Source organism: Ulvibacterium sp. (assembly GCF_965228935.1).
Lineage (GTDB): Bacteria > Bacteroidota > Bacteroidia > Flavobacteriales > Flavobacteriaceae > Ulvibacterium.
Window position 1 is genome coordinate 2374845 of record NZ_OZ245846.1, and the last position, 22803, is coordinate 2397647.

Here is a 22803-nt window from a genome sequence, read left to right on the forward strand (position 1 = left end):
TTACATACTTTTGCTTTTTGAAAAATACGGGTATGCTTCTGAAAAAAAACCTTCCCTTTTTATGTATCCTTTTGGTAATTTTTATATCTACTACTGCTCTGGGCCAAAGAAGATCCAAAGTAGCTCCTAAGCAAAAACAACAGTTGGAGTTGCGGACTTCCCCAAGACTTGTAGTGGGTATCGTGGTGGATCAGATGCGCTACGATTATCTTACCCGATTTTGGAACCATTTTGAGGAAGGTGGTTTTAAACGAATGATAGGGGAAGGGTTCAACTGTAAGAACAACCATTTCAACTATGCACCAACGAGTACCGGACCAGGGCATACATCGGTTTATACAGGAACTACTCCCTCGACCCATGGTATTATAGGAAATGATTGGTACAATAAGGAATCCGGATCATATGTATATTGTGCGGGCGATGCCAATTATGCTTCCGTTGGGACCACATCCGATGCTGGACAAATGTCCCCTCACCGAATGAACGTCAGTACGATAACGGATGAACTGCGTTTACATACCCAAATGCGCGGAAAGACCATTGCCGTTGCCTTAAAGGATAGGGGTGCCGTACTCCCCGGTGGCCATACGGCAAGTGCCGCTTATTGGTTTCACGGTGGCGATGAGGGCAAATGGATCAGTAGTTCATATTATATGTCTCAACTTCCAAAATGGGTAAATGATTTCAATGCGTCCGGGAAGGCACAAGACTACAAAAGGGCTTGGACCACTTTAAAGGACATAAATCTATACTTGGAAAGTGGTCCGGATAATACGAATCACGAAGGCTTATTTGAGGATGAAACTGCCCCTATTTTCCCGCATAGTACACCAAATCTATTGGATAAGAACAAGGATTTTGAAATTATAAAGTCTACGCCCTATGGCAATAGCATTACGACAGATTTTGCCATAGAAGCCATGGTACAAGAGAATTTGGGAGGGGATACTATCACGGATTTTTTGGCGATCAGTTTTTCCAGTACCGATTATGTGGGACACAAATATGGAGTGAATTCCAAGGAGGTACAGGACACCTATTTACGGTTGGATCAGGATTTGATCCGACTTTTTAACGCTTTGGACGAGAATGTAGGGATAGGCGAATATACCATTTTTTTAACGGCAGATCACGGGGCCATCGATGTGCCTTCCTATTTGATAGATCAAAGGATTCCTGCCGGTTATTTGGGATGGGAGAGTTTAAGAGCGGACTTTGAGCAATTTTTAGAGTTTAACTATGGAACTAAGGACATCATAAAAAACTTTTCCAACAATCAGTTTTTTTTGGACCATAAAATTATTGCCAATTTGGATTTGGATCTGAAGGAGGTTCAAGAGAGCATTGCCCAGGAATTATTGGGATATACACCTATTGACCGGGTATACACCGGCTATCAAATGTGGCAGAATGAATATACCTTGGGGATTCCCTATATTTTGCAAAATGGGTATCATCAAAAACGATCAGGGGATATCCTCATAGTATTAAAGCCAGGACACATCGGTTCCCCAAGAAAGGGCTCTACCCATGGTTCCCCACAGATTTACGATACCCATGTACCTTTGTTGTTCTACGGCAAGGGAATTAAAAAGGGCAGTACTGTAAAACGAACGGAAATCTCCGATATAGCGCCCACTTTGTCCGTTTTACTTGGAATCGCCTTCCCTAATGGCAGTACAGGAAAACCTATCGTTGAGGTTTTAGAGTAATCGGTCTTAAAAATGAAGGATAGTCCAATAGGTATTTTTGATTCTGGGGTCGGGGGGACTTCCATTTGGAAAGAAATTCAAAAACTGCTCTCCAATGAGGATACCCTCTACCTGGCCGACAGTAAAAATGCCCCCTACGGAGAAAAGTCCAGGGAAGAAATCGTTCGCTTAAGCCAAAAAAATACGGAATTCTTGTTGCAAAGGGGATGTAAATTGATTGTGGTAGCTTGCAATACGGCTACTACAAATGCGATTACCGATTTAAGGGAAAATTACAACGTTCCGTTTATCGGTATTGAACCGGCCATAAAACCGGCGGCCTTGAACTCAAAATCCAAAACAGTGGGTGTTTTGGCCACAAAAGGAACATTGGCCAGTAGTCTTTTCCATAGTACTTCGGAGAACCATGCCTATGGTATACAGGTAATGGAACAAGAGGGTACCGGATTGGTGGAGCTGATAGAAAAGGGAGAACTTGAATCTGAGAAAACCAGGGGTTTGCTCAAGAAATACCTCGATCCTATGTTGACCAAGGGAATCGATTATTTGGTGCTAGGTTGTAGCCACTACCCCTATCTGATTCCGCTTTTAAAGGAATTGCTTCCACAACAGGTGAGGATAATCGATTCCGGGGAGGCTGTGGCCCGGCAGACCAAGTCCATTTTATTGGAACATAACTTACTAAATCCCGAAATTGGCCGGGCAAAGCATCAATTTTACAGTAATACGGACGAAACTATCCTAAAAGATTTGCTCTATAACGTGAATGCTGAAATTGAGGTTTCCTATTTGGATTTTTGAAAAGACTTTGGCCTTTTTAATGACCCAGGTCGATTGGATTGTTGTAAAATGCGGTCCATAGAAAACCTACCTCCACCAAGTACTATTAATCCTGCACATATAATGAGAACCAGTAAATGGTACTCATAACCTTCCATGCCCGCATCATACTGTCCATTCCAGTTCATTTGGAACCCAACGGCACCGTGTACCGTGACAATCATACCCACGAACAGACCGAATATGGCAATTGCATTGAGTCTGGTGGCAAACCCAAGGATGAGCATCGCCGCACTAGCGGTCTCAATAAAAACCGTTGCATAGGCCACAATGACAGGTAAACCCATATATCCTGTGATAAAGTCGTTGAATTCTGGAAATCCGCTCCCCAATTTAGAGGTTCCGTGGGTAATGATAATGATACCCAAAGCCACACGCATAATCGATGATGCCGGGTTGTTATCTGTATTGAATAATAGTTTTTTCATCTTGGTTTTTTTAGGGTTAATACAATTTTCCTTTCTTTTAGAACTATAACTTCAAAAGAACCGCTAGCAAGGTTTATCATTTGAAGGTTACCTGGAATCAAAATTCTAGTCGTAAAAAAACTCCTGGGTCAATTTCAAAATCCCAACCATTACCAAATTGATAGGTATTCAACCCAAGGCCAAACTGGAACTTTTTTAGGCCAGCTCCAACCCTAAGGCGTTGGAATGTAAACAGGTGTGAATCACTATTAAAATTGGTCGAGTTCTGTAACTGGCCGAAGAAGTTCAGTTTTTCGTTCAGGGGAAACCTGTATTGGGCCAACAAATACCATTCATAGAACGGGGCATCCCGAATCTCTGTCGTAATATTCGTTGTGATTAGAAAGCGCTCCCCGGTATTGGCCCATTGGATTCCGGCAAGGGCACTGGCACGACCATCAAAAACACGACCGCCCGAGACCGGTCCAAAACCCTTCCAGACATCATAGCCAATAATTGTATATGAAACGAATTCAGCTTCCTCGGTATCATATTCTATGACCGCATCGTTCAGACTGAATATGGTAAACTTGTAATCCCGGGAAAGGGGCTTGAAGAACCATGCCTCAATAATCAGTTCATCGGTACCGGCAAAGGTTTCGATGGTCGTTTGAGCAGTGCTGTTTGTTATAATGGCTATAACGGGTAAGGCAAAAACACAAAAGGTGCGTTTCATGGTATTTTAGTTTGTCGAGACAAAAATAAATGACCATTAAGCCTATTTTTATATCATATTTTTGGTAAAAAGGGTAAATATTAAGGTAATTTGCGATAGGTCTTGGGAGTAATACCTGTGTTTTTCTTAAAGTATTTATTGAAATTGGTGGCCTCTGTAAAACCTAGGGAGTCTGCAATCGTTCCAATGGAGCTATCGGTCTGTGTTAGGAGACTCTTGGCCTTCAATATCACATATTCCTTTATAATACCATGGGCGGTTTTACCCGTGGCCTGTTTTACGGCCTCAGAAAGATATGCGGTGCTGATATGTAATTGTTCCGCAAAGTGAGGGATTTTTAGATCATATCTGGCTTGGTGCTTCAAAAGATCCTCGAATCTGAAGGCAATTTCTTGGGCTCTGCTGGTAAATCCCAAATTATCAGGGGTCTGAAAAAACTCTCTTATTTTCTCAAGAATAATGGTCAAGTATGCTGCGATAATGGTCTGATGACCTTTCTGCCCTCCATCATTGTACTCCTTATGAAGTGTTTGCATCAAATGAACAATGGTATTTTGTTGTTCATCGTTCAAAAACAACATAGGTGAGGTGTGCAGATTAAGGAAGGGATACCGTTTGTAAAAGTCAATCTTGTTCAAGCTGCCACCCATGATTTGAGGCTTAAAAAGAATCATGTAGCCCAATGAGTCTTCTTGGAAACGGTTAATACTCCATGAAGTGATCTGATAAGGGGAAGTAAAGGAAATGGATGCCTTTATTGGTTTGAATTGGGAAACACCTATTTTTATGTCCGCATCATGTCCGATACCAAAGGTTAATTCGAAAAAATCCTGTTGATAGGGGCCAAAAGAGAGGGGCTTGTTCTCGAAGTGGTCCTCGATCCGGAAAATGAAGATATTCTCATTGTTCAGTTTTGGGGTGATGCCCCAATCCAAAAGAAGATCTCGTATGTTAGGGTACAGTTTCAAAAAGCACGGTCCGTATTACAGACTATTTTGTGATAGCCAATATGAGTAAAGGTAACCCCTTTTGTATGTATTGAAACCCACAATGGGTTGGGGATGACACAATAGATAGGTCCTTGAATAAGGAACTGCTAAAAAACACCTTTTCCAAGGCATAATATAGTAGATAACCCAACCCCTGGCCTCTACTAGTTTTCTCGCCAATTAACCTCCTATTGGAAAATCGATACTGAACCTGTTTTTTATCAAAAGCTTAAAAAATGACAGTCTCATAATTGGGAATACTGCAAACTAAAGAGTCCTAACATAAGTTAAATACGTAAAATCAAACTTGTGTTTGGTATCCTTGGGATGATATTCCTCCCCGATCAATTTCCAAGTACCTTCATCGATTTCCGGGAAAAAAGTGTCTGCCTCGGGAAAAGCGGTGTGGATCAGGGTCAATTCTATCTTGTTAGCAAATTGTTCCCCCTGTTTATAGATTTCCCCTCCCCCAATAATGAAGGATAGCGTGTCATCTTTTACCATATTTATGGCCTCCTCCATACTATGTGCCGTAATACAATCCTCGTGCGGTATCTTGTAATCTTTGTCCCTAGTGACAATGATATGCAATCGATTGGGCAGGGGTTTGGGAAAACTCTCAAAAGTCTTTCGCCCCATAATTATCTTATGTCCGGAAGTAAGGTTCTTGAAGCGCTTAAAATCATCCGGAAGGTGCCATAACAAGTCGTTGTCCTTTCCCAGGGCCCTATTTTCACCCATCGCTGCAATCATGGCAATGGTATTCACAATTCTTTTTTTTTATTGATTTTGGAAAGTGGAAAATCTGTTTCAATTTCCCTTTGTAGTTCCGCTATCCGTTCTTTCTGTTTGGCGACTAATTTTTCCCGTTGTTTTCGCTCCCAATCCCTTCCCATAAACCTTTGGGTCACAAAGACATTGAAAACATGTAGGGCAAACAAAAATGCCCAAAGGGTGATGGCCCATAAAAACCAATCATATTCCTCCCAATATTTTAGGATCTTATTGATCAGGATCAAAAAAACACTTCCGATCAAAAAAACCACAAAATGGGTATACAACCGCTTCTTTTGTTTTATACGTCTCTGTGCCGTTTCCAAAAGCTCGTGCTGTTCCTGGTCCAAACGTCCATCTTTTTTATTTTTGGAGAACATGCGAATAGCTATCTTTAAAGGCAAAGATACGGTAATTGTCGTGTATCTGAAGTTATTGGCTATGGAGAACATACGGAAGGAATTTCCCATATTGGATACTTGTGTTTACCTAAATACGGCCACATCTGGGCTGTTATCCAGGAGCCTGCTGGATTGGAGACAACAACATGACCGGGCTTTTTTTGAGGAAGGAAGTGGAATGAAGATAAGGGCCATAATGGACCTTCTTCCGGAAACGCGCAATACGGTTGCACGTTTTTTCAATTGTAAGATGGGCAATGTCGCATTGACACCTAGTTTTTCTTTGGGGATGAACTTGCTTTTGGATGGATTGGATAAAAAGCATAAAGTGTTGCTTTTGAAAGAGGACTATCCCTCTGTAAACTGGCCTTTTGAACAAAGAGGATTCCCCATTGATTATGTTAAGATAGATGAGCATTTGGAAGAGAGGATCTATACAGAGGTAAAATCCAAAAAGATTTCGGTACTGGCCTTAAGTATTGTTCAATGGTTAAATGGAATTCAAATCGATTTGGATTTTTTGAAAGACCTAAAAAAGAAATTCCCCGACCTCTATATCATTGCCGATGGCACACAGTTTTTGGGCATAAGGGATTTCGATTTTGAAGCATCGGCAATCGATGTATTGGGCACAAGTACCTATAAGTGGTTGTTATCGGGATATGGAAACGGTTTCTTCCTGTTCAAGGATGCGGCCAAGGAACGGTTTTCAGTGAGTTCCATAGGATTCAATTCCGTGAATGGTGATCTATCCAAGAAGCAAAACATAAAATTTGTAAAACATCTGGAACCTGGTCATTTGGATACCTTCAATTTTGGGAGTTTAAAGTTTTCCTTAGAATCCATGAAGAACATTGGAGGGGATACTATTGAAGATCGGAATCTACAACTTCGAAAAAAGGCAATGCTGGAACTTGGTAGTTTGGGATTGCTAAAGGAATTTGTACTTCAGAGGAAAGATCATGGGAATATCCTTAACATTTCAGGGGATGAAAAGTGCTTTCAAGAATTGACGAATAACAATATCGTTTGTGCACAAAGAGGAAACGGAATCCGTTTGAGCTTTCACTATTACAACAACGAAAACGATATAGATACGCTCATAAATGTCTTAAAAACAAGAGTATAGGATTTGTTCTTCTAAAAATTCGTTGTCCTTTTTTATAGAACCTAGTTAAAAAATATTAAAATATTAAGAAAATGATAAAAATGATTTTGATCATTGTAAATGAGCATTTTATTGCTTTAGTTTTGCGCCAAATTTAAAAACAGATTATCATGGCAATTGCAAAACAATACCTAAAGACTAAGCCTGTATGTAAGGTTACCTTTACCGTACCGGCGGAAGATGCTAAAAAAGTAGCTGTTGTTGGAGATTTCAACAACTGGAACCCTAAAGGGAGTACATTAAAAAAATTGAAAAACGGTACCTTTAAGGGTACTTTTGATTTACCAAAGGAAAACTCTTATGAATTTAAATATTTGGTAGATGGCAATTACGTAAACGAAACCGAGGCTGATCGTTACCAATGGAACGACTTTGCCGGATCTGAGAATCCCGTATTGGAAGTTTAGTAGGAAAATGAGTTACGAAGGGCAGGGAAGACATTTTGCTTTTCCCTGCCTTTTTTATTCTGTAACGGTGACACCTTTCCAAAAGGCCACATGACCTTTTATGGATTTGGCCAGTTCGCTTACTTCGGGGTAGTACCAAGCGGCATCTTTGTTTTCCGATCCATCAACCTCTATGGTATAGTAGGAAGCTTGGCCTTTCCAGGGACAAGTGGTATGGGTTTCGCTTTCCATAAAGAATTCCTTTTTTATACTTTGTGGAGGGAAATAGTGATTATTCTCCACTACAATGGTATCATCACTTTCCGCGATTACGGTATCATTCCAAATAGCTTTCACGATAGTTCCTTTTTAAATAAATAGTCTTTATAAAGATTGCCCTGGTCGCTGAATTGTGTTACGATTTGTAGCCCTGCCTTTTTGGCCAGCCATTGAACGACCTCGTCATCATATTTTTGCGATATCTCCGTATGGATGGTTTCCCAAGGCCTGAAATCGACTTTTAAGTCCAATTTTTCAATACATACGGATTGCTGTTCTTTGGAGACCAAATAACTCTTGGCAGTACCTGTCTCCGGGTCGTACACTTCCCAATGCAAAAACTTCTCCAAATCAAAGTCTGCCTTTAACTCCCGGTTTATACGGGCCAAAATATTCTTGTTAAAGGCTTCTGTAATTCCAGTCTTGTCGTTATAGGCGTCCAGGACGGTTTGCGGGTTCTTTTTTTGGTCAAAACCGACAAAAAAAAGATCATCACCATTCATCAAATCCTGGATACTTTTTAAAAAATCGACGGCTTGGGGATGCAAGAGATTACCAATATTGGAACCTAAAAAAAGAATGACCTTCCTTGCCCCGTTATCGGAATGTATGTCCGCCAAGGTCTCGAAATAAGTTCCTTGCCTCGGCTCTATATGAAGATCGGGCAGTTCCTCATGCAAAGATTTTTCAAGCTGGTCCAGAGCGTTTTGGCTAATATCAATAGGCTTGTAGGTGAAACTAACGTTTTCCGAAACCAAATGCTTTAGCAGGATCTTGGTCTTTTTCCCGTCACCGGCTCCCAGTTCAATAAGGCTAAACTTACCTTTTCCCGAAGAAAACCATTGCGCAATTTTATCCTTATAATTATCCAGAATTTCAAATTCGGAGTTCGTCAAATAATATTCGGGCAGGTTCATGATATCCTGGAACAACTTATCTCCCCGGGCATCGTAAAAATATTTGGAAGATAAGTGTTTTGGGAAATCGGTAAGACCTTGATGGACCTCCTCTTCAAATAATGTCTCAAAAATAGTACCCGTTCGTTCTTGCATGTAGCCTAAGTCGAAATAATAGGGAATACCCTACATTGAAGTTAAAAGATTATTTTGCCAACCGTAGACCGGTAAATTGCCACCGTAGTTGCGGATGGAAAAAATTGCGATATGTAGGTCGCGTATGTTTTTTTGGAGTAGCAATCGAACCTCCACGAAGCACCTTTTGGTTCACCATGAATTTACCGTTGTACTCGCCCAAGGCACCGTCTGCTTTCTTATAATTTGGGTAGGGGAGATAGGCACTTTCCGTCCATTCCCAACGGCTACCCCAGGGAAAATATTCCTGGGCAACTTCCCATTCAAACTCCGTGGGCAGTCTGCAGCCCTTGAATTGAGCAAAGGCAAAGGCCTCAAAATAGGATATATGGGTCAAAGGGGCATTCGGATCTACTTTTTGTAGCCCATTAAGGGTATACTGATGCCATTCATCATCTACTTTATGCCAATACAGGGGGGCGGAAATAGTATTCTGGTTTACCCAGTCCCAGCCTTCCGCATGCCAGAGGTCAAATTTTTTATATCCCCCGGCCTCCATGAATTCCAAGTACTCGGAATTGGAGGTCAATACGTTGGATATCTGGAACGGATGCAAGTATACCTTGTGCCTCCCCAATTCATTGTCATAGCAGAATTCATCTGAATTGTGGCCTATTTCGTAAATTCCCTCTTCAATGGAAATCCATTCCCTTGGGTGTGCCTCTGCCACATGTTCTTTCAAATGGGCCGAGTATACCGGAAGCAGTGGGTTGTTTCCCAAAATGTATTTGATATCGGTCAATAGGAGTTCTTGATGTTGTTTTTCATGGTGGATTCCGATTTCAAGTAAATTATATAATTCCTGACCCTGATTTTCTTCGAATAGATTTTTTATGGCCTTGGTCACATAACTGCGATAGGTATATACTTTCTCCACGGACGGCCTTGAAAGGTTGCCCCTGTCCGAGCGGACTACCCGTTTTCCCACGGTTTCATAGTAGCTATTGAAGACAAACGCGAAATCTTCATCAAAAATCTGGTAATCCTTGGCATAAGGTTTTAGGATAAACTCCTCAAAGAACCAGGTAGAGTGCCCCAAATGCCATTTAGGCGGGGAGACGTCCACAACGGGTTGTACCACGTAATCCTCGATTTCAAGAGGTGCACAGAGGGTTTCGGTATACTTTCGGGTTTCCAGAAAAAAATCCAGGAGGGAATCGGTAAGTAGCATAGCATTTAAAATACCCCTAAAGATACAGAAAATACATACTCCCGATTAATTAAAAGGGAATTTAGTTTGGAGTCATTCGATTCTGAATGTAATCGGAAATGAGAAAGGGAATTTGACGGGTTCCCCGTTCAATTTTCCCGGGATCAAAACGGGTAGAAAGCTTACAATTCTTCTGGCTTCTTGTTCCAAAAGTTTATGGGGGCCTTTGGTCCGGACATTTTCGATGATTCCATTCTTATTTATAATAAACATAATATCTACCCTACCTTGGATACCGGAATTATATGCTTTTTGTGGATATGTGAAATGATTGCGTACGTGAGCTTGGATTCTTTCGTTGAAGCATTTGGGTGTTTGGAGGTTCTCCATTTCCGGACATCCCGGATATCTGGGGAACTCTTGTATAATGCCTCCCTCATACTCATCTTCTGGGTTTTCAATAGATAAAAACGATGCTTTCTTCGTTTTTTTTAAAAAAGAATAGTTCAAAAAATGTACAGATCTGTAGGGATCGGGTTTCCTATTTAGTACGTCAAATTGAGGTAGCTTTAGCAAAACAGCACTAAAATCATCTTTTATTTTTTTCCTGACCTTTTTATGGCTTATACTATTTTGGAAATACTTGGGGTTTACAATGCCCTCTTCATCGGTACCGAAACCTAAAGTTATTTTTAGCGTATCGATTCCTAAAACGACGGATTTGGCCTTTTTATTTAAAAGTGCAACTATTTTATCCTCTACTATGTTTTTCAAACACTCGTTCTTATCGGTGTTTGAGACACAGTCTGGGTATATCAACTGCTCCTGCGGAAAATAGTCCAAACCGTTATTATTTTGAGAAACGACGGAATGGGATATAACCAATGCACAAATTAGAAGGTGATTTTTTTTCATCTTGATTTTTAAACCGCTACAGCTCCCTTAATATGGGGATGTGGATCGTAATCCAGCAATGTGAAATCCTCAAAGGTAAAATCAAAGATGTCCTTAACCTCGGGATTCAATAGCATTTTGGGCAAGGGGCGCGGTTCCCGACTTAATTGGAGTGCCACCTGTTCCATATGATTGGTATAAATATGGGCGTCCCCAAACGTATGGACGAATTCGCCGGGTCCGTAACCGCAAACTTGGGCCATCATAAGGGTGAATAGGGCATAGGAAGCAATATTGAAGGGAACCCCCAAAAAAATATCGGCACTGCGTTGATAGAGCTGACAGGATAATTTTCCATCCGCTACATAGAATTGGAAGAAAGCATGACATGGGGGCAGGGCGGCCTTACCACGGGCCACATTTTCCGAGAACGATTTTGAAGTATCCGGCAATACACTGGGATTCCAGGCCGAGACCAACATTCGCCGGCTGTCCGGGTTGTTTTTTAAGGAATGGACAACCTCCTTGATCTGGTCAATTTCCTCATTGTTCCAATTGCGCCATTGGTGGCCGTAGACGGGTCCCAAGTCTCCATTTTCATCGGCCCATTCGTTCCAGATACGTACCCCGTTCTCTTGGAGATATCCAATATTGGTATCGCCCTTAAGAAACCAAAGAAGTTCGTGGACAATCGATTTCAAATGCAATTTTTTGGTAGTAACCATGGGAAAACCTTCGCCAAGGTCAAATCGCATCTGATAACCAAATACACTTAGAGTGCCAGTTCCTGTTCTATCCTGTTTTTGGTTGCCGTTCTCCAGAACGTACTTTAGTAAATCGTGGTATTGTTTCATAACGGGATAAAGATAAAGGGTAAAGGAAAAAGGGTCAAGCGCTGAGGTTCAGGTTTTATTATATTTTATCAACGATGCAATTCGTCCCTGCAATATTTGAATTTTTTCAATGATCTAGATTGATTCCTTTTCCCCAGCAAATTGTAAATCTCTACAAAGGATTATATGGGTTTCCAATTCGAACAAAGAACCTAAGCTTACTTGTGGAAAACGGATGAAATCTTTTTGGGGATATTTGGAACACCCTTCACCTTCTCTATCCCAAAATCATTCCGGCAATTGTAGCGGAAAGCAACGAGGCTATGGTACCTCCTATAAGCGCTTTCATCCCAAATTCCGAAAGTGTTTTGCGCTGTCCGGGTGCCAAGGATCCAATTCCGCCTATCTGGATGCCTATTGAAGCAAAATTGGCAAACCCACATAACATATAGGTGGCCATGATGATGGATTTATTATAGGTGAAATGTAGTGGGTTATTTGGGTTTTTTAGTTCGGCCAATTGTATGTAGCCCACAAATTCACTGGCAGCCAATTTTACGCCCAACAATTGTCCCATCAGGGCAAGATCTTCCTTGGCCACCCCTATAAGCCACATTAATGGGGCGAAAAGATAGCCCAATACCAGCTCTAAGGAAAGGTTTTCATAGGGGGTGCTTCGAGCGATCCGGCCATTAAGGTCACTGATGGTGCCCAATTTTAAAAGGCCATAGTTGATCATGGCAATGAACGCAACGAAAACCAGTAACATGGCGGCAACATTGGCGGCAAGTCGCAATCCTTCGGTGGTTCCTGTAGCCATGGCATCCAGGATATTGGAACCTATTTTTTGCTTGGAAATCTTTACATCCATGTTAATGGGTTCGGTTTGGGGCACCAGTATTTTGGAGATTACAATGGCTCCTGGGGCGGCCATTACCGATGCGGCGAGCAGATGTCTGGCGAATTCCAGACGCAACACTTCATCCGTACCCCCTAAAAAACCGATGTAGGCTGCCAAAACGCCTCCGGCAACGGTTGCCATTCCGCCAACCATCACCAGCAGGATTTCCGAGCGGTTCATTTTTTCCAGATACGCCTTGATCATTAAAGGCGATTCGGTTTGCCCTAAAAAAATATTGCCAGCAACACTAAGGCTTTCAGCCCCAGAAATTTTTAAGAGTTTGGTAAGTGCCCATGCCAACCCTTTCACCACTTTTTGAATAATCCCGAGATAAAACAAGACCGAGGTGAGTGCCGAAAAGAAAATAATGGTAGGTAAGATCATAATGGCAAAAGTGACCAACGGACTTTCAATTTCATTTGTTGTAAACGAACTGAATAGAAATCTAGTTCCGGCTTCGGTAAAAGTCAAAACCTTATTAAAGGCCTTTCCCAAGAAAGTAAAAATAGCTCGTATAAGGGGTACTTTTAATATTCCGATACCAATGAGAAACTGTGCCAATAATCCAAGACCTACCGTTTTCCAATTAATCGCCTTTTTATTGGAACTAAATAGAAAGGCAATGAGTACAAGTGCCAGCATCCCCAGGATTCCCCGTAAAAAACCAGCAAATGTGAATCCCTGACTGGGAATAATATCTACGGTTTCCCCGGATATTGTATCATTTAAAAGGGTTGTATCCAGAATCGGAACGATGGTATCTTGAGCAGTGAGGTGTTGGGTGAGAAAAGGGAAAATAAAAAGACAAATAAACAGAAGTACCCAACGACTTTTTCTCATAGAAGGGATTTATCTGTTCCGTTTGGAAATTTCGTCCCGTAGCTTGGCGGCCTTTTCATAGTCCTCGTTGGCTACTGCCTTGTCCAGCTCTTTATGCAGTTCTTCCAAGCTGAGTTCTTTATAGGCCTCGGAGGCTCCCGAGTCAATCTCCACGGTCTCTCCTTCCTGAAGGATTTCATCTACCATAATGCTGTCATCATTCTCATCCTTATCCTTGTCCTTGGATGAGAATTTCAAGAAAATACCCGCTTTATCCAAAATGGTCTTATAGGTAAATATGGGCGCATTGAATCGTAGTGCAAGTGCAATGGCATCACTGGTACGCGCATCTATGATTTCCTCGATTTTATCGCGCTCACAAATAATACTGGAGTAGAATACACCGTCAACCAACTTGTGTATTATGACCTGTTTGACTACAATATCAAATCGATCGGCAAAATTTTTGAAAAGATCATGTGTAAGGGGTCTTGGGGGTTTTATTTCCTTTTCCAAGGCTATGGCTATGGATTGTGCCTCAAAGGCACCGATGACAATGGGCAGTTTGCGATCGCCTTCAACCTCGTTCAAAATGAGGGCGTAGGCCCCGTTTTGTGTTTGGCTATAGGATATTCCCTTTATTTTTAAACGAACTAGACTCATAATCGTCATTAAGCCATAAAAGGCTGTTCAAACAAAGGGACAACCTAGTTTTGAACAGCCCTTTAAGGGTCACAAATTAACAAAAATTAAGTGTTTAGCGCCTTAAAATCCTTTAATTTTTCGATGAGTTTGGGAACTACCTCAAAGGCATCCCCGACTATTCCATAGTCCGCGGCCCTAAAAAATGGAGCTTCTGGATCCGTATTGATGACCACTTTGGTCTTGGAGGCACTAACTCCTGCCAAATGTTGAATGGCCCCCGAAATTCCGATGGCAATGTATAAATTGCTGGCTACCGGCTTGCCTGTTTGTCCCACATGTTCGCTATGGGGCCTCCATCCCAAGTCGGACACGGGTTTGGAGCACGCCGTTGCGGCGCCAAGAACTTCGGCCAATTCCTCTATCATTCCCCAATTTTCGGGACCTTTTAGCCCCCTACCACCGGAAACCACAATATCCGCATCCGCTATAGTTGCTTTTCCAACTACCTTATCCACTTCGATGGGTTTTACCGAAAAGCTTGAGTCGTCCAGATTGGGATCAAAATTCTCTATTTCAATGGCCATTTTATTTTCATGCTGACCGAAGGCATTATTGGATACGCCAACTATTTTGATATCGGTCTTGATTTCAGTATGGGCAAAGCCTTTGTTGCTAAAGGCTGTCCTTTTTACGGTAAAAGGCTCCATATTTTCAGGGGCGGCCACCACATTGGGGACATACCCTGCTTTAAGTTTGGCCGCCAATATGGGGGCCATAAACTTGGTATCTGCACTGGAGCTAACAATTAGCACCTTGGCCTCTTCCTTTTCAACAGCTTGGGCAATAACGTTCGCAAATGCCTTTGCATTGAATGTGTGGAGCTGGTCATTGGAGACCTTCAATACCTTGGAAATTCCATATTCCCCCAAACGATCATCATCCTGGGCATTGAATGTAACGGCTATTGCCGAGGTGCCTAGTTGACCTGCTACCTCTTTTGCGTAAGAAGCCACTTCAAAGGCATTTTTTTTGAACTTTCCGTTTTCGGACTCGGTATATACTAAGACTGACATATTTTTTATCGAATTTCAATTCTCAAATTATAAATCTAATTAGTGAGGTTCGCCATTTAGATTACTTTGGCCTCATTGTGCAATAAATCTATCAATTCCTCAATTTTATCGGAATCCACCAGTTTCACGGCACCCTTGGGGGCAGGTCTTTCGAATTTGGCATCATCCGTACCTTGAATGGCATCTATCGGTTCTACCACGTTCAAAACCTTTTTTCTAGCCATCATAATACCCCGCATGTTAGGAATCCTAAGTTCGCTTTCCTCCACCAATCCCTTTTGTCCTCCCACTACCAAAGGTAGGCTTGTCGCCAACGTTTCTTTTCCGCCATCTATTTCCCGGATAGCGGTGACGGTCTCTCCCTCAATTTCCAAACCGATACAGGTATTTACAAAGTTTATATCCAGCAAGGTGGCGAGGATACCTGGGACCATGCCTCCATTGTAGTCGATGGATTCCCTACCGGCTATAATTAGGTCATATTGTCCATTTTTAACTACCTCCACCAATTGTTGCGCCACGAAAAGCCCATCCGTAGGAATGGCATTTACGCGTATTGCTTCGTCCGCACCTATGGCCAACGCCTTCCTTAGGGTAGGCTCTACGGAGACTTCCCCAACAGTGGCAACATGAACCGTTGCTCCTTGTTTTTCCTTGAACCACATGGCACGTGTTAACCCAAATTCATCATTCGGATTAATTACAAATTGAACCCCATTGGTATCAAATTTGGTGTCATCTTCCGTGAAGTTTATCTTGGAAGTAGTATCGGGAACATTACTTATACAGACTAAAATTTTCATTCGTAAAGGGCATTTTAAATGTGGGCACGAAGATACGTATTAATTTCCAAATTTACTATGCGCGCATAGTAAATTTTTGCTTCTTTTTTTGATTCCATCGTTCCTTGGTTTGCCATATATTTTCCTATTTTTGCTTGCATTTGAAATTTGACTTGATGAAAACATTACAGTTTAGGGAAGCTATTGCCGAGGCCATGTCCGAGGAGATGCGCAGGGATGAAACCATTTACTTAATGGGCGAGGAAGTTGCGGAATACAATGGTGCTTATAAGGCATCCAAGGGGATGTTGGATGAGTTTGGCCCTGAGCGGGTTATAGATACCCCTATTTCGGAGTTGGGCTTTGCCGGAGTGGGAGTCGGATCTGCCATGAATGGTAACCGACCGATCATTGAATTCATGACGTTCAATTTTGCATTGGTGGGAATAGACCAAATCGTCAATAATGCCGCAAAAATAAGGCAAATGTCCGGTGGACAGTTTAACTGCCCCATTGTTTTTAGGGGGCCTACGGCCTCTGCGGGCCAATTGGCGGCTACACATTCCCAGGCTTTTGAAAGCTGGTACGCCAACTGTCCCGGCCTTAAGGTGGTAGTCCCTTCCAACCCTAATGACGCGAAAGGATTGCTGAAATCGGCCATACGGGACGATGACCCTGTTATTTTTATGGAGTCGGAACAGATGTACGGGGACAAAGGGGAAGTTCCGGAAGGCGAATATACCATTCCCCTGGGGGTTGCGGATATTCGGAGGGAAGGAACCGATGTCACCATCGTCTCTTTTGGGAAAATCATAAAAGAAGCGGATAAGGCTGCTGATGAGCTTGCCAAAGAGAACATCAGTTGTGAAATCATTGATTTGAGGACCGTTAAACCCATGGATTCCGAAGCCATTTTTAAATCCGTAAAAAAGACCAATAGATTGGTAGTTCTCGAAGAGGCTTGGCCTTTTGGCAATGTGGCCACGGAAATTACCTATCAGGTGCAATCCAACATTTTTGATTACTTGGACGCTCCTATTGTAAAGATCAATACAGCGGACACTCCGGCACCGTACTCTCCCGTTTTATTGGAAGAATGGCTTCCTAATTACAAGGACGTCGTCCAGGCCGTTAAAAAAGTGTTATATAAATAAGGTAAACCATATTGTAAAGGTATATTAGCTTCCTCGACTAAAATCGGCGAAGCTTTTTTATTGGTACGCTATTTGATCAAGGAACAGTTGCGAATATTCCACTGCATGAAAAAAATCCTTTTCCTACTACTCTTTCTTTTTTCCTTTATCGCTATTTCACAAACCAAGGTCGGGGGTGTTGTTCTGGACGAATCCGGAAAACCTGTTGCATTTGCTAACGTGCTGTTTAAAAACTCTATGGAAGGTACCATTACCAATGACAATGGTCGTTTTTATATGGAATCCGATGGCAATCACGAAATTTTGACCGTATCCTTTATCGGCTACGATACACAGGAAATTCCATTGACTTCCAGCGTCAGTTACAATATGGAGGTGGTATTAAAGGAATCCACCGAACAATTGGATGAAGTGGTGGTCTATTCCGGGAAACAGTCGAAAAAAAATAATCCCGCCGTAGAGATTCTAAAGAAGATTTGGGCCAAAAAAAGGGAAAATGGTGTTCGAAAGTTTAAGCAATATCAATATGATAAATATGAAAAGGTAGAATTCGACCTTAATACCATAGATAGTGCCCTTATGAAGAGTAAAATTTTTAGGGGGCTGGAATTTGTCTTTAAAGATTTGGATACCTCTCGCATCACTGGTAAAACCTATCTCCCTATTTTTTTGAACGAAACATTTTCCAAGGTTCATGGCGATAATCTTTTGAACGAGGAAAAGGAAGTGGTGCTGGGAAATAAAAATTCGGGTTTTGATAACAATCAGGCCATCATCGCATTTGTAAAAGACCTATACCAGAACTATGATATATATGATAACTACCTCAAGTTTTTTGATAAGAGCTTTACCAGCCCCCTATCAAGAACTGGGGTGGATACCTATAATTATGTTCTTCGGGACAGTGCCTTTATAGAAGGGAAATGGTGTTACAATATAGTATACTATCCCCGAAGGAAGAACGAACTCACCTTTAAGGGAGATTTTTGGGTGAACGATTCTACCTATGCCATAAAGAACATCAATCTGGAGGTCACTAAAAGTGCCAATATCAATTGGGTGAAGGAAATTTACATTGAACAGGATTTTGATGTTGTAAACGATTCCGTATTCTTATTGAAACGGGATTATATGTTAAGCGACTTCAGCTTTCAGAAAAAAGAGGAATCTCGGGGAATCTATGGAAAACGGACAACGGTTTATGACAATTATGAATTCGATATTCCAAAACCAAAAAATTTCTATAAGGCAGAGGGGAATCCTTTCGACCCTCAGATTTTGGATCGCGACAGCATATTTTGGAAGAATAACAGGCTTGAGGCCCTTAATAAGGATGAAAAAGGCATCTATCAATTATTGGATACGTTGAAGACGGTTCCCAAGTTTAAGACCTATTATAATCTGGTGAGTGTGCTGGGATCGGGTTATATCGAAATTGATAAATGGAATCTGGATATCGGGGACGTATATAGCATTTTTGGTTTTAACGATGCGGAAGGGGTACGGTTAAGGGGAGGTGCCCGTACCTATTTTGGACAGAACGATCCATGGCGCTTGGAAGGGTATATGGCTTATGGTTTTACGGACAAAAAGGTAAAGCATGGATTCTCGGCCAAGTTTTTATTGGACAAGAAGAGTAGATTGATAATTTCGGGGGGAAATAGAAGGGATATTGAACAACTGGGCATTAGCCTTACCTCTACCAACGATGTTTTAGGTAGAAGTGTGGCGTCGTCAGCTATTTTTACGGTAGGAGCCAATGATAGGTTGACGAATATTAACCTGAGCACCTTTAATCTGGAGATGGAACCATTGACCAATTTTAGGATACGTCTGGGTAGCTCTTTTAGGACATTGAGTTCCGCATTGCCTGATGCCTTTAGCTTGGAATACGTGGATAACGAATCGCCAACAGGAATTTCATCGGAAATAAAACAATTTGATCTAAGTACCCTGCTTATTTACACCCCTGGGAAAAGGACCATAGGCTATGGGGTGGAGCGCAAGGACATCAATGATAACTATAGCACCTTGCTTTTGAACTATACCCGGGGAATCGATGGTTTTTTGGAGAGCGACTTCAATTACAGTAAAATTCAATTTTCGTATACCCAGCCCTGGCAATTGGGAGGGTTTGGAAGATTGTTCAGCACCATTGAGATAGGGAAGACCTTTGGAGAGGTTCCCTTAGGGTTATTAAACGTAGTGCCTGGTAACCAGACTTTGTTCTCCATATATAATACCTTTCCCAATTTGGATTTTTACGAGTTTGTGACCGATACCTATGCATCTGTTCATTTGGAGCATAATTTTAATGGACGGCTGTTTTCCAGAATACCCTTATTGAGAAAATGGAACTTAAGGGAAATTGTAGGGCTACGCGGAGTCTGGGGGGAGCTTTCCGATGAAAATATAGCCCTGAGCGCCCCAACGAACATCCCCCTGCTGGCACCCGATGAAAGAATTTACTATGAGTATTCCGTGGGAATAGGGAATATCTTCAAAATATTTCGGATCGACTTTAATTTTCGGGGAAATTATTTGGACAACCCCAATGCGCGACCTTTTAGCGTTACAGGGACTTTTGGGTTTAATTTCTGATTCCCTAACTTCAGTATTGCCCGCTACAGGGAAATCCATTTTCGTAGCTTTGTAAATCAAAAATAATGTTACTATGAAAGCCGAAGAAGTATCCTCTTTTGATGTATTGATCGAAATTCCCAAGGGAAGCCGAAATAAATATGAATATGATTTTGAGCTTAAAAAAATTCGATATGACCGAATGATATTTTCTTCAATGATGTATCCTGCGGATTATGGCTTTATTCCGGAAACCCTGGCTTTGGACGGGGATCCTTTGGATGTCTTGGTTTTGGTTACCGAACCTACTTTTCCCGGATGTGTCATGGAGGTAAAACCCATTGGAGTATTCCACATGACCGATGAGAAGGGCCCCGATGAAAAAGTTATTTGTGTCCCCATTTCCGACCCTATCGGGAACAAGACCAAGGATCTCAGTGATTTGAACCCCCACTTAATAAAGGAAATAGAACATTTTTTTAAGGTCTATAAAGATTTGGAGAAGAAAAAAGTAGATGTGGGTGGCTGGGGCAATGTGGATGAAGCCAAGGATATCGTGGCCAAATGCATCAATAGATTTACAAAAAGCGATGTTCCTACAAAGGAGGTCAGCATCAAATGAAAACTACACTTTATAACTCCTTAAATAATAGCAATATCCGGTAGGAGATATTGCTTTTTTATTCTGTTCTATTTTACTACTTTTGCCCCCGTTCTAAAAAAATTATAAACAACTAAACAAAATGGAATTAATCGTAAAGTTTTTACCTGTTTTTGGAGTACTGGCCCTATTGTTCGTATTCATTAAAAATATGTGGGTGTCCAAACAAGAAGTCGGCGATGCCAAAATGGCGCGGATCGCTAAAAATATTGCCGACGGAGCTATGTCCTTCTTAAAGGCGGAGTACAAAATTCTTTCGATTTTCGTTATAGCCGTTGCCGTACTTCTTTTCTTTAAAGGTAGCACCGAGGAAGGTTCCAACGGAATGGTCGCCGTATCCTTTATAGTCGGTGCCATCTGTTCAGCTTTGGCAGGATTTATAGGCATGCGGGTCGCGACAAAAGCAAATGTAAGAACTACACAGGCCGCCCGTACTTCTTTGGGAAAGGCCTTGGAGGTCGCTTTTGCCGGGGGATCTGTCATGGGATTGGGAGTCGTTGGTTTGGGTGTTTTGGGCCTTAGTGCCTTGTTTATGATTTATAGTGGACAAGGCTGGGAAATTGGTGAAGTCTTGAACGTACTTTCAGGATTCTCTTTGGGAGCCTCTTCAATTGCCCTGTTCGCCCGTGTGGGTGGCGGTATTTATACCAAGGCCGCGGACGTTGGCGCCGATTTGGTAGGAAAAGTGGAAGCCGGAATCCCGGAGGACCACCCGCTTAACCCTGCAACTATTGCGGATAACGTAGGGGATAATGTTGGTGACGTTGCAGGAATGGGCGCGGATCTTTTTGAATCCTATGTAGGTTCAATTATCGGTACCATGGTATTAGGGGCCGCATTTACGCAGATTCCCGCTTTTACCAATGCTTTTGATGGTTTGGGAGCTGTATATCTCCCATTGGTCCTGGCCGCGGTAGGAATTATAATGTCCATTGTTGGTTCGTTTTTTGTGAAGGTAAAGGACGGTGGAAATCCACAAACGGCCTTGAACATCGGGGAATTTGGTTCGGCCGGCCTTATGTTGGTGGCTTCCTATTTTATTATTACACAAATGCTTCCCGAAAGTTGGACTTTCGGAGGGGCCGAATATACATCCTTAGGTGTTTTCCTGGCAGTTCTTTCGGGATTAATTGCAGGTCTTGCTGTAGGCAAGGTAACGGAGTATTACACCGGGACGGGAACAAAGCCCGTAAGCGCCATTGTAAGACAATCCGATACGGGAGCGGCCACCAATATTATTTCCGGTCTGGGTGTGGGCATGATGTCTACCATGTTTCCCATTTTGTTGATTGCGGGAGCCATTTTGATATCACATCATTTTGCCGGATTGTACGGTATCGCAATAGCTGCTGTTGGAATGTTGGCCAATACGGGAATCCAATTGGCCGTTGACGCTTATGGACCAATTTCCGATAATGCCGGAGGAATTGCCGAAATGGCCGAATTACCGAGTGAAGTCCGTGAGCGTACCGATAAATTGGATGCTGTTGGAAATACAACAGCCGCTATTGGTAAGGGTTTCGCAATCGCATCAGCTGCATTGACGGCATTAGCCCTGTTCGCGGCCTTTATGCAAACGGCGAATGTAACCGCGATCGATGTTTCAAAACCGAACATCATGGCTGGTCTGTTGGTAGGAGGGATGCTACCTTTTGTATTCTCTGCTTTGTCCATGAATGCCGTTGGTCGTGCCGCTATGGCGATGATTGAAGAGGTACGCCGCCAGTTTAGGGATATCCCTCAATTAAAAGCCGCCTTGGAAGTAATGCGCGCCGTAAATTCCGATATGTCCAAAGCTACTTCGGAGCAGCGTGATGTTTTTGACAAAGCCGACGGCCTTGCCGAATACGAAAAGTGTGTCGCTATTTCTACGACCGCTTCCATTAAGGAAATGGTATTGCCCGGTCTTTTGGCTATTGCGGTTCCTGTTGCCGTAGGGTTCATTGGTGGGGCCGAAATGTTAGGCGGCCTCTTGGCCGGTGTTACTACAGCCGGGGTGTTGATGGCCATTTTTCAATCGAATGCCGGGGGCGCTTGGGACAACGCCAAGAAAATGATCGAAGAGCAAGGACGCAAGGGAACCGATGCCCATAAAGCGGCCGTTGTTGGGGATACGGTCGGTGACCCTTTTAAGGATACTTCCGGACCCTCCCTGAACATTCTTTTAAAGTTGATGTCCGTTGTGGCCCTGGTCATTGCGCCAAGTATTGCTTTGAATGTTAGTGGAATGGCCAGCAATACGGATGCCCAGGAAATAAAATTGGAAATGGATACAGAAAGTGCGGATGTGGCAGAAACAACTATTGCTTTCACTACTGTTGTAAATGGTGAAGAGGTTTTGGAGGAAAAAACGTTTACGGGAACCCAGACCGAGGTTAAGGCGCAATCGGGAGATTCGGAAAATGATATAGTGGAAACACGAGCAACAAATGTCGATGCCACTCAGGAAAAAGGCGATGTCGGAAAGTAAAAATAACTTTTCAAAATAAAAAAAGGCAAACCATTACGGTTTGCCTTTTTTGTTT

General features: G+C 42.3%; 22 protein-coding genes and 1 pseudogene. 8 read left to right on the forward strand and 15 right to left on the reverse strand.

Annotated elements, in window-relative coordinates; genetic code table 11:
- Window positions 1-32: 32 nt before the first annotated feature.
- Entirely contained in the window at window positions 33-1715 is a 1683-nt protein-coding gene (gene pafA / locus ACO06Y_RS09800; protein WP_422083653.1) for an alkaline phosphatase PafA, read from the forward strand.
- Window positions 1716-1727: 12 nt separating this feature from the next.
- On the forward strand, window positions 1728-2516 hold the full coding sequence (murI, locus tag ACO06Y_RS09805; protein ID WP_422083654.1) for a glutamate racemase: 789 nt from the start codon (window positions 1728-1730) through the stop codon (window positions 2514-2516).
- On the opposite strand, the gene ACO06Y_RS09810 is transcribed toward murI, so the two are convergent.
- The 5 genes from ACO06Y_RS09810 to ACO06Y_RS09830 form a co-directional block, all read right to left on the reverse strand.
- Window positions 2501-2983 carry a DoxX family protein gene (locus ACO06Y_RS09810; RefSeq protein WP_422083655.1) on the reverse strand — a complete coding sequence of 161 codons (483 nt, stop codon included), beginning with the start codon at window positions 2981-2983 and terminating at the stop codon, window positions 2501-2503. The genes murI and ACO06Y_RS09810 overlap by 16 nt on opposite strands.
- Window positions 2984-3080: 97 nt before the next feature.
- Window positions 3081-3698: a hypothetical protein gene (locus tag ACO06Y_RS09815; protein WP_422083656.1), complete on the reverse strand. Its 618-nt coding sequence runs from the start codon at window positions 3696-3698 to the stop codon at window positions 3081-3083.
- An 80-nt stretch (window positions 3699-3778) separates the two neighbouring features.
- Entirely contained in the window at window positions 3779-4666 is an 888-nt protein-coding gene (locus ACO06Y_RS09820) for a helix-turn-helix domain-containing protein (RefSeq protein WP_422083657.1), read from the reverse strand.
- A 288-nt stretch (window positions 4667-4954) separates the two neighbouring features.
- Complete coding sequence (locus ACO06Y_RS09825; RefSeq protein ID WP_422083658.1) at window positions 4955-5455, reverse strand: dihydrofolate reductase; 501 nt, start codon at window positions 5453-5455, stop codon at window positions 4955-4957.
- Entirely contained in the window at window positions 5452-5841 is a 390-nt protein-coding gene (locus ACO06Y_RS09830; protein WP_422084162.1) for a 2TM domain-containing protein, read from the reverse strand. The genes ACO06Y_RS09825 and ACO06Y_RS09830 overlap by 4 nt, the downstream gene beginning before the upstream one ends.
- A gap of 61 nt (window positions 5842-5902) precedes the next feature.
- Between ACO06Y_RS09830 and ACO06Y_RS09835 the strand changes: the two genes are divergently transcribed.
- Both ACO06Y_RS09835 and ACO06Y_RS09840 read left to right on the forward strand, forming a co-directional pair.
- Window positions 5903-6991: an aminotransferase class V-fold PLP-dependent enzyme gene (locus ACO06Y_RS09835; RefSeq protein ID WP_422083659.1), complete on the forward strand. Its 1089-nt coding sequence runs from the start codon at window positions 5903-5905 to the stop codon at window positions 6989-6991.
- A 149-nt stretch (window positions 6992-7140) separates the two neighbouring features.
- Window positions 7141-7437 carry an isoamylase early set domain-containing protein gene (locus tag ACO06Y_RS09840; protein WP_422083660.1) on the forward strand — a complete coding sequence of 99 codons (297 nt, stop codon included), beginning with the start codon at window positions 7141-7143 and terminating at the stop codon, window positions 7435-7437.
- Window positions 7438-7491: 54 nt separating this feature from the next.
- Here the strand turns inward: ACO06Y_RS09840 and ACO06Y_RS09845 are convergent, their stop codons facing one another.
- From ACO06Y_RS09845 to ACO06Y_RS09890, 10 genes and pseudogenes are all read right to left on the reverse strand, one after another.
- Window positions 7492-7773 (reverse strand): DUF427 domain-containing protein, encoded by a 282-nt coding sequence (locus ACO06Y_RS09845; RefSeq protein ID WP_422083661.1) that lies wholly within the window; start codon window positions 7771-7773, stop codon window positions 7492-7494.
- Window positions 7770-8747, reverse strand: coding sequence for an L-histidine N(alpha)-methyltransferase (gene egtD / locus ACO06Y_RS09850; RefSeq protein WP_422083662.1), 978 nt, complete (start codon window positions 8745-8747; stop codon window positions 7770-7772). The genes ACO06Y_RS09845 and egtD overlap by 4 nt, the downstream gene beginning before the upstream one ends.
- 49 nt (window positions 8748-8796) lie before the next feature.
- Complete coding sequence (gene egtB, locus ACO06Y_RS09855; protein ID WP_422083663.1) at window positions 8797-9957, reverse strand: ergothioneine biosynthesis protein EgtB; 1161 nt, start codon at window positions 9955-9957, stop codon at window positions 8797-8799.
- Window positions 9958-10029: 72 nt separating this feature from the next.
- A complete protein-coding gene (locus tag ACO06Y_RS09860) occupies window positions 10030-10851 on the reverse strand; it encodes an energy transducer TonB (RefSeq protein ID WP_422083664.1) in 822 nt (273 codons plus the stop codon).
- 8 nt (window positions 10852-10859) lie between these two features.
- On the reverse strand, window positions 10860-11684 hold the full coding sequence (locus ACO06Y_RS09865) for a thymidylate synthase (protein ID WP_422083665.1): 825 nt from the start codon (window positions 11682-11684) through the stop codon (window positions 10860-10862).
- Between the two features lie 114 nt (window positions 11685-11798).
- Window positions 11799-11921: pseudogene (locus ACO06Y_RS09870) on the reverse strand (four helix bundle protein); the annotation flags it as partial.
- A 19-nt stretch (window positions 11922-11940) separates the two neighbouring features.
- Entirely contained in the window at window positions 11941-13404 is a 1464-nt protein-coding gene (locus ACO06Y_RS09875; protein ID WP_422083666.1) for a NupC/NupG family nucleoside CNT transporter, read from the reverse strand.
- A gap of 9 nt (window positions 13405-13413) precedes the next feature.
- Window positions 13414-14046, reverse strand: a complete 633-nt coding sequence (locus tag ACO06Y_RS09880) for a bifunctional nuclease domain-containing protein (protein WP_422083667.1) — start codon at window positions 14044-14046, stop codon at window positions 13414-13416.
- Between the two features lie 86 nt (window positions 14047-14132).
- Entirely contained in the window at window positions 14133-15101 is a 969-nt protein-coding gene (locus ACO06Y_RS09885) for an electron transfer flavoprotein subunit alpha/FixB family protein (RefSeq protein WP_422083668.1), read from the reverse strand.
- A 56-nt stretch (window positions 15102-15157) separates the two neighbouring features.
- On the reverse strand, window positions 15158-15904 hold the full coding sequence (locus tag ACO06Y_RS09890; protein ID WP_422083669.1) for an electron transfer flavoprotein subunit beta/FixA family protein: 747 nt from the start codon (window positions 15902-15904) through the stop codon (window positions 15158-15160).
- A gap of 155 nt (window positions 15905-16059) precedes the next feature.
- On the opposite strand from ACO06Y_RS09890, the gene ACO06Y_RS09895 reads away from it, so the two are divergent.
- The 4 genes from ACO06Y_RS09895 to ACO06Y_RS09910 all read left to right on the forward strand — a co-directional run bounded on the left by ACO06Y_RS09895 (window position 16060) and on the right by ACO06Y_RS09910 (window position 22748).
- Entirely contained in the window at window positions 16060-17037 is a 978-nt protein-coding gene (locus ACO06Y_RS09895; protein WP_422083670.1) for a pyruvate dehydrogenase complex E1 component subunit beta, read from the forward strand.
- A gap of 105 nt (window positions 17038-17142) precedes the next feature.
- Window positions 17143-19638 carry a DUF5686 family protein gene (locus ACO06Y_RS09900; RefSeq protein WP_422083671.1) on the forward strand — a complete coding sequence of 832 codons (2496 nt, stop codon included), beginning with the start codon at window positions 17143-17145 and terminating at the stop codon, window positions 19636-19638.
- A gap of 73 nt (window positions 19639-19711) precedes the next feature.
- Complete coding sequence (locus tag ACO06Y_RS09905) at window positions 19712-20239, forward strand: inorganic diphosphatase (RefSeq protein ID WP_422083672.1); 528 nt, start codon at window positions 19712-19714, stop codon at window positions 20237-20239.
- Between the two features lie 121 nt (window positions 20240-20360).
- Entirely contained in the window at window positions 20361-22748 is a 2388-nt protein-coding gene (locus ACO06Y_RS09910; RefSeq protein WP_422083673.1) for a sodium-translocating pyrophosphatase, read from the forward strand.
- The last annotated feature ends 55 nt before the right edge of the window (window positions 22749-22803 follow it).

What these genes read in the sequence shown, in the direction of transcription:
- ACO06Y_RS09905 (WP_422083672.1), top strand. Translation starts at nt 19,712, where the DNA reads ATGAAAGCCGAAGAAGTATCCTCTTTTGATGTATTGATCGAAATTCCC.
- ACO06Y_RS09885 (WP_422083668.1), bottom strand. Translation starts at nt 15,101, where the DNA reads ATGTCAGTCTTAGTATATACCGAGTCCGAAAACGGAAAGTTCAAAAAA.
- ACO06Y_RS09865 (WP_422083665.1), bottom strand. Translation starts at nt 11,684, where the DNA reads ATGAAACAATACCACGATTTACTAAAGTACGTTCTGGAGAACGGCAAC.
- ACO06Y_RS09895 (WP_422083670.1), top strand. Translation starts at nt 16,060, where the DNA reads ATGAAAACATTACAGTTTAGGGAAGCTATTGCCGAGGCCATGTCCGAG.
- ACO06Y_RS09810 (WP_422083655.1), bottom strand. Translation starts at nt 2,983, where the DNA reads ATGAAAAAACTATTATTCAATACAGATAACAACCCGGCATCATCGATT.
- ACO06Y_RS09875 (WP_422083666.1), bottom strand. Translation starts at nt 13,404, where the DNA reads ATGAGAAAAAGTCGTTGGGTACTTCTGTTTATTTGTCTTTTTATTTTC.
- murI (WP_422083654.1), top strand. Translation starts at nt 1,728, where the DNA reads ATGAAGGATAGTCCAATAGGTATTTTTGATTCTGGGGTCGGGGGGACT.
- ACO06Y_RS09830 (WP_422084162.1), bottom strand. Translation starts at nt 5,841, where the DNA reads ATGTTCTCCAAAAATAAAAAAGATGGACGTTTGGACCAGGAACAGCAC.
- pafA (WP_422083653.1), top strand. Translation starts at nt 33, where the DNA reads ATGCTTCTGAAAAAAAACCTTCCCTTTTTATGTATCCTTTTGGTAATT.
- ACO06Y_RS09910 (WP_422083673.1), top strand. Translation starts at nt 20,361, where the DNA reads ATGGAATTAATCGTAAAGTTTTTACCTGTTTTTGGAGTACTGGCCCTA.
- egtB (WP_422083663.1), bottom strand. Translation starts at nt 9,957, where the DNA reads ATGCTACTTACCGATTCCCTCCTGGATTTTTTTCTGGAAACCCGAAAG.
- ACO06Y_RS09840 (WP_422083660.1), top strand. Translation starts at nt 7,141, where the DNA reads ATGGCAATTGCAAAACAATACCTAAAGACTAAGCCTGTATGTAAGGTT.
- ACO06Y_RS09835 (WP_422083659.1), top strand. Translation starts at nt 5,903, where the DNA reads ATGGAGAACATACGGAAGGAATTTCCCATATTGGATACTTGTGTTTAC.
- egtD (WP_422083662.1), bottom strand. Translation starts at nt 8,747, where the DNA reads ATGCAAGAACGAACGGGTACTATTTTTGAGACATTATTTGAAGAGGAG.
- ACO06Y_RS09880 (WP_422083667.1), bottom strand. Translation starts at nt 14,046, where the DNA reads ATGAGTCTAGTTCGTTTAAAAATAAAGGGAATATCCTATAGCCAAACA.
- ACO06Y_RS09815 (WP_422083656.1), bottom strand. Translation starts at nt 3,698, where the DNA reads ATGAAACGCACCTTTTGTGTTTTTGCCTTACCCGTTATAGCCATTATA.
- ACO06Y_RS09890 (WP_422083669.1), bottom strand. Translation starts at nt 15,904, where the DNA reads ATGAAAATTTTAGTCTGTATAAGTAATGTTCCCGATACTACTTCCAAG.
- ACO06Y_RS09900 (WP_422083671.1), top strand. Translation starts at nt 17,143, where the DNA reads ATGAAAAAAATCCTTTTCCTACTACTCTTTCTTTTTTCCTTTATCGCT.
- ACO06Y_RS09860 (WP_422083664.1), bottom strand. Translation starts at nt 10,851, where the DNA reads ATGAAAAAAAATCACCTTCTAATTTGTGCATTGGTTATATCCCATTCC.